Genomic DNA, 4,974 nt, shown 5'->3' with positions numbered 1-4,974 from the left:
CTCTGCTTCTTCATGCGTCCGTCCTTCAATGGCCCGGACTCTAATCAATTTTGGAGGAAATTACCCGTGGCAGGTCAACCGGTTTCATTCAACGTCGCGCCACTTTACACGGCCGCGCCGACCTCCGGAACCGTGCTACAGGATGCTCATCGCATTGAGGCAGTAAAGCTGACCCCTAGAGAAGCGATCTGCCTCCACTTCACGCTGCAATGAAAATCTCGGCCATCAGACAGTCTTAGATCGAACTCTTGAGGAACTGCGAGCGCTCCATCTACAGCCAGCCGAGCCCCTCCATCGGACATGTCCTTGATGATACAGTCCAGCACGCTTGCGCCGCCGTTCAACAGGATCTTGCCTCCGATGAATGTCCGTTTTCTGTGAGCTGATCTGCTGTCCATAGGCACCCCATGCTTTGCCTTGACAGTCTATTCCTGTGCAATCACTCAAAGGTTAAGATGCAGCCTCTGTACCATCTCGAATGGAGCCGTCAGAAGCTTCAGAGCATTGGTGTCGAGCAATTCGCAGGCGACCGCCGAGTTGCATATCGTAGGGTTTTGAAATTTCTACCAAACGTTCCCAGCCAGCGCTAAAGTGCACTTCAGAGGTTCTGGACGTATGGAGCACAGACCCTTCGACAAATTCAGGTACGGATTAGCGTCCCTTCTGGTGCGCCGCCCACATCTGCGGCGCCGTGCGAACACTGCCTATTGGTGGACCGAGGCTGTCGAGAATTACGCGGACGTCATTAGGTACCGCGACAAGCTGCGCGTCGAAGGAGACCCTAAGAAGCAGATCGCGGATTACGACGCACTCTGCGGTGATCTCGAGGATGAGTTTGAAAGCTTTCTCACTGCCACCGGATATGACTGACGTGAGCCGATTAGACGAAACCAAAGTGGCGATTCTGGAGCACCTGCGCTCGCTGAAGGCTGTCCCTGAGGAACCGATAGGCCTGTTTGATATCGGCATACCGCTCTCTGCTTCCGGTTTCACTCCGGACGAGCTTTACATGGCTTTGACCAGTCTGGAGAGAGAACAGGTCATCGAATTGATCAACGGCAATATCTTCGCTTAACGAGGCCACTAGGACAATCCTATGGAAGGGGTGTTCTAGCCATGTGCTATCCGGTTTCCCTTCAGGTCTCCGGCGCGTCAGGTCCACAGTGGTTTTCCGTGATCCTTTGGACCGACGGTCCACTATCGCTTATGTCTATAGCCGCAAACCTCGCCCTTGCTGTTTCCCACAATGACGGCGAGATAATTTTTTTATGGGGAAATCAGCACTTGAAACCCGGAAGATCAGGGAGAGCCGCGCGAGCCCGGCTGCGGAATGTGGTTGCTGATGGGGGTTGCCAGCCATAACCGGCGTCATCGGGAGCTTCGCGGCGCTGTTCGGCTTCTTGGGATAGCCGCCCCGTCATGCGCGTCGCCGGTTTCACACGTTCACTGGACAAGCCGGATAGCGCCGGGATTGTTGATCTGGTTGTTCGCCAGTTCCGACTTGCAATCCAGCTTGAACGTGCTGTTGCCGGTCATGGTGATCTGCTGGGCGATGATGCGGACGCATTCGCCCGTCGTCGCGCCATTGCCGGCGTACTGGACTTCCTCGGCTGCCGGCATGTAGATGATGCCGTTGAGGTGCGAGTTGCTGTTCCCGTTGATGACCGCAGGGGCGGTATTGTTGCGGTCGGCGACGATCGAGAACCCAGCCCATGCACCCGATGTAGGGGCGCTGATGTTGAAGGTCGAGCCGCCATGGATGTCGATCTCGGCACCGTTCAGCAGGAAGAAGGTAACCTGATCGCCGGTGATGACCGACTGGCTGGCGAATTTCAGCGTGCCACCGTCGATCAGGTAATTGCCGGGCTGCAGCGTCACATTGCCCTTGATTTCGAGGCCGTTGTACGTCCCCGGCTTTAGCGTCACGGCATATCCCGCCGGCGGCTTGCTTGGCGTCTTGCCTGTGCCATTGCAGCTGCCGCCGCCACCACCGCCGCCGACAAAGTTCTGTCCGCATCCGGACAGGTCCACCCATTGTCCGGCTGCCAGCATTTTGCGCTTGAACGGGTCGATGGCCGCCGAGGCTCTTTCGCGCGCTTGACCGCATGCGAGGTCGATGCTGCTCGGCGACGCCGACACCTTGCCCGGCGTGTAAAGACATTCCGTCTTCAGGGTCCCCGAGCCGCCGACATAGATGGCTTCGTTGCTGCTTGAGTTTGCGGTGATCGAGCATCCCGAGGTGTCGACCTTGGAACTGCCGCTGACCTCGAACGCGCGGTCGGCCGTCGGGTGGAGCGCCAGAATGCAGGCTTCCGCGCCGGTCTGGTAAGAGGCGCTGCTGCGGCGGGAGATAGGGAACGACAAGCGCGTCAGGAACACAGGCTGGTAGTTGAACGCATAGTCAGCCGCCGCCATGATCTGCTGTCCCACCTGGGAATAGAGGATGTGCAGAGATGGAGGTTGCGCCGCCGGCGTGGCTTCCTCGTTGCCGTTGGAAACGTCCCAATCTCCGGCGAACATTTCGTTCGCCAGCTGGGTGGCTTCCGCCTCGGTGTGGCCCTCGCCGAAAAGCCGCACCGCCGCAAGCGCGGCGCTGTCGAGCGACTCCTGCAACTTGTCAGCCTCGAAACTCGCATTGGTGAAGTCGACCGCGACGGAGGCCGCGCCGAGCAGCGGAACCATTGCCAGCGCAGTCAGGATTGCGAAGTTGCCGCCTTCGTCGCGACCAAATCGATGGGCATGCCGGCTGAAAAATTCACGCATTTTTGCGCCCCAGATCCAATTAAGTCGCGGGACACATTAGTTGCTAATAATATAAGGATTGGTTGCTTCATCTATTCGAATTGTCGGTATCCGACAAAAAGCAAACCAGCACGGCATTGAGTTTTCGCGTCGGGCGGAGATTGATGCTGGCCGGCACTGAAGCCGACGGTTCAGCATAGGACCATAGTCCTATGGGCGCAAATGCCTCCGTTCCTATCTGCCATATGTATGGACGATAAGTCTTTTCACCGAGAATATCAGCACGTGAAGTTGGAAGCTCAGGAAGAATTGCGCGCGCTGGGCCGGAGGATTTGGGTCCTGATAGCGCTTGGCCTGGTTTCAGCGGTTGCGGGAGTTATCAGCAGTTTCGTGGCGCTGACTACCGCTCTTCGCTAGAACTGTACCCTTCCGTACAGGAACCTCTTGGAATTCCACCAGTTGAAAGCCGTGGACCTTCGTCACGCGGGTCCAGCATTGGCACGCTGTCTGCAATGGACGGCATTATGGTGGCCTGGCAAGCGCCCTCTTCCAGGCCACCGCACGCGGGGCTCGCCTGCCTCCACCGCGACGAGTCCCGTATTCCTTCAGGTCGTTGACTCGATCGGCACAATGATGTTACCGGAAGGGCTTTGCTCGAGCAGCGCGGCCTCGGCGGCACGAGTGCGCCAGGGTTCGCGCTTTCACCTGGGTGCCCTGGTCGCACGACCGTCAACCTTCGCCGATCAGGCGCGCGTATTCCGCTTCCGGAGTGCCATAGAACCCGCCGGCGAGTGTCATCAAACCGGCGCGGTCTGTGATCATGCAGTCGCCCCGTGTGGTTCGGATCAGGCCCTCGCCTTTAAGAAGGTGCAAGGTGGTGGTGACCCCAGCCCGGCGGATGCCGAGCATGACGGCCATCAACTCGTGCGTCAGCATCAGGTCTGGATCGCCGACCCGGTCGTGACACATCAGGAGCCAGCGGGCCAAGCGCTGGAGTATGGTCGCCCTTCCATTGGCGAGCGCTGTCCCGGCGAGCTGCACATGGACGGTTTGCATGTAGCGGATGAGCACGGACTGGAGCGCAGGGTTAGCATCTACCAGCCCCCGCATCTCTGCCACTGGCACCCGGAGAGCAGAACCCTTGATTTGAATGAGCGCTTCGTGAGGGGATTGGCTGTACCCCGACAGCAGCGACGTTCCAACCATGCCCTCGTTGCCTACAAGCCCTATTTCAATTTGCAGGTGACCTGGCGCGTGGGTAATGATCGAGGCGACGCCGGACTCCAGAAAATAGGCGTGGCTGATAGGCCTCTTCGGAGCTTCCAACTGGTAGTGAACGGAGAGATCGACCCGCTCGGACGCCTCTATGACTGCCGAAGCTGTCTCGTCATCGAGTGCGGCAATCAGTAAATTAGCCGTAGCGTTGCGATTGGACATTTCATGCTCCCAGGGCGAGAGCAGATTGTGCGGGAGCGGCTGACGCCCATTGCCGTTCCAGGTCGCAGACTACGCCTTATCAAAGGCCTCGACAAACCTGATTGTCCGGTATCGTACTAGAGCTTGCAACATCCGCGCTCAGTGACTGGCTGAAGACAAACCACGTCGATCCCCAATCCGAATGCGGCCGGACTGCTTTGTCCAGGGCCATCCTGCTCGTTCAGTCGGGTGTTGCATCCCCGGATGATATCGTGGCCGGTCTTGCTGGGATAGGAGAGCCGACCGCTGCTTTTTCTTCGTCCACGACATGCGAACCAAGAGCTCACGGATGACAGCCGGTTTTGGCTGAAGTCTGGAACTTCCGAACAGCGCCGCCGTTGTTAACCCCTCATCGTCTCACGAGGTGCGGTTATGGACGACGGCCACTGGGCCACCATTGTAGAATTGCAACTGCGGCCCGGTACGCGGTTCGAAGTCATCACAGGAACACGGGCAGCCCTGACATTGCTAGCATCGAGCTGGCCCATCACGTCCGGCCAGGCTTTCCTTCGGGCACAGGAAGTTTGTCTAGCCGCGCTCGACAACCGGATGACCCACGAGGTGGCACGAGCCGCTTTTATTGCCGCCGCCAGAGAGGCTGGCTTCGGGGTACGGTACTGATCGTTTCTTGCAGGCTGTTACGCTTCTTTGGCTGGACTGCGGCGCTTTAGAATGCGCCTTGACGGCGAAAAAAGATCTGGCAATCTGACCTTGAACCTGTCTCTTATACACATCTGACGCTGCCGACGACTAGTC

The 4,974-nt window shown here is 58.3% G+C and carries 7 protein-coding genes; 4 read left to right on the top strand and 3 right to left on the bottom strand.

Annotated elements, in window-relative coordinates; all coding sequences use genetic code 11:
- A partial coding sequence (locus ACPYOJ_RS33845) for a hypothetical protein (RefSeq protein ID WP_481420149.1) occupies nucleotides 1-213 on the top strand: 213 nt, incomplete at its 5' end.
- Here ACPYOJ_RS33845 and ACPYOJ_RS33840 read toward each other — a convergent pair.
- The gene (locus ACPYOJ_RS33840) at nucleotides 147-398 is read right to left on the bottom strand and encodes a PilZ domain-containing protein (protein ID WP_481420148.1); all 252 of its coding nucleotides are present in this window, start codon (nucleotides 396-398) and stop codon (nucleotides 147-149) included. The two genes, ACPYOJ_RS33845 and ACPYOJ_RS33840, sit on opposite strands and share 67 nt — an antisense overlap.
- A gap of 217 nt (nucleotides 399-615) precedes the next feature.
- Between ACPYOJ_RS33840 and ACPYOJ_RS33835 the strand changes: the two genes are divergently transcribed.
- Both ACPYOJ_RS33835 and ACPYOJ_RS33830 read left to right on the top strand, forming a co-directional pair.
- Nucleotides 616-870 carry a hypothetical protein gene (locus ACPYOJ_RS33835; RefSeq protein WP_481420147.1) on the top strand — a complete coding sequence of 85 codons (255 nt, stop codon included), beginning with the start codon at nucleotides 616-618 and terminating at the stop codon, nucleotides 868-870.
- A gap of 1 nt (nucleotide 871) precedes the next feature.
- On the top strand, nucleotides 872-1,075 hold the full coding sequence (locus ACPYOJ_RS33830) for a hypothetical protein (RefSeq protein WP_481420146.1): 204 nt from the start codon (nucleotides 872-874) through the stop codon (nucleotides 1,073-1,075).
- Between the two features lie 368 nt (nucleotides 1,076-1,443).
- Here ACPYOJ_RS33830 and ACPYOJ_RS33825 read toward each other — a convergent pair whose 3' ends face one another.
- Complete coding sequence (locus ACPYOJ_RS33825) at nucleotides 1,444-2,763, bottom strand: TadE/TadG family type IV pilus assembly protein (protein ID WP_481420145.1); 1,320 nt, start codon at nucleotides 2,761-2,763, stop codon at nucleotides 1,444-1,446.
- 708 nt (nucleotides 2,764-3,471) lie between these two features.
- Complete coding sequence (locus tag ACPYOJ_RS33820) at nucleotides 3,472-4,179, bottom strand: Crp/Fnr family transcriptional regulator (RefSeq protein WP_481420144.1); 708 nt, start codon at nucleotides 4,177-4,179, stop codon at nucleotides 3,472-3,474.
- Between the two features lie 411 nt (nucleotides 4,180-4,590).
- Between ACPYOJ_RS33820 and ACPYOJ_RS33815 the strand changes: the two genes are divergently transcribed.
- Nucleotides 4,591-4,839, top strand: coding sequence for a DUF982 domain-containing protein (locus ACPYOJ_RS33815; RefSeq protein ID WP_481420143.1), 249 nt, complete (start codon nucleotides 4,591-4,593; stop codon nucleotides 4,837-4,839).
- The last annotated feature ends 135 nt before the right edge of the window (nucleotides 4,840-4,974 follow it).

Source organism: Rhizobium sp. SVR5-9E, assembly GCF_056755095.1.
Note: the sequence above shows the minus strand (reverse complement) of the source record. Positions and strands in the feature narration are given on the sequence as shown.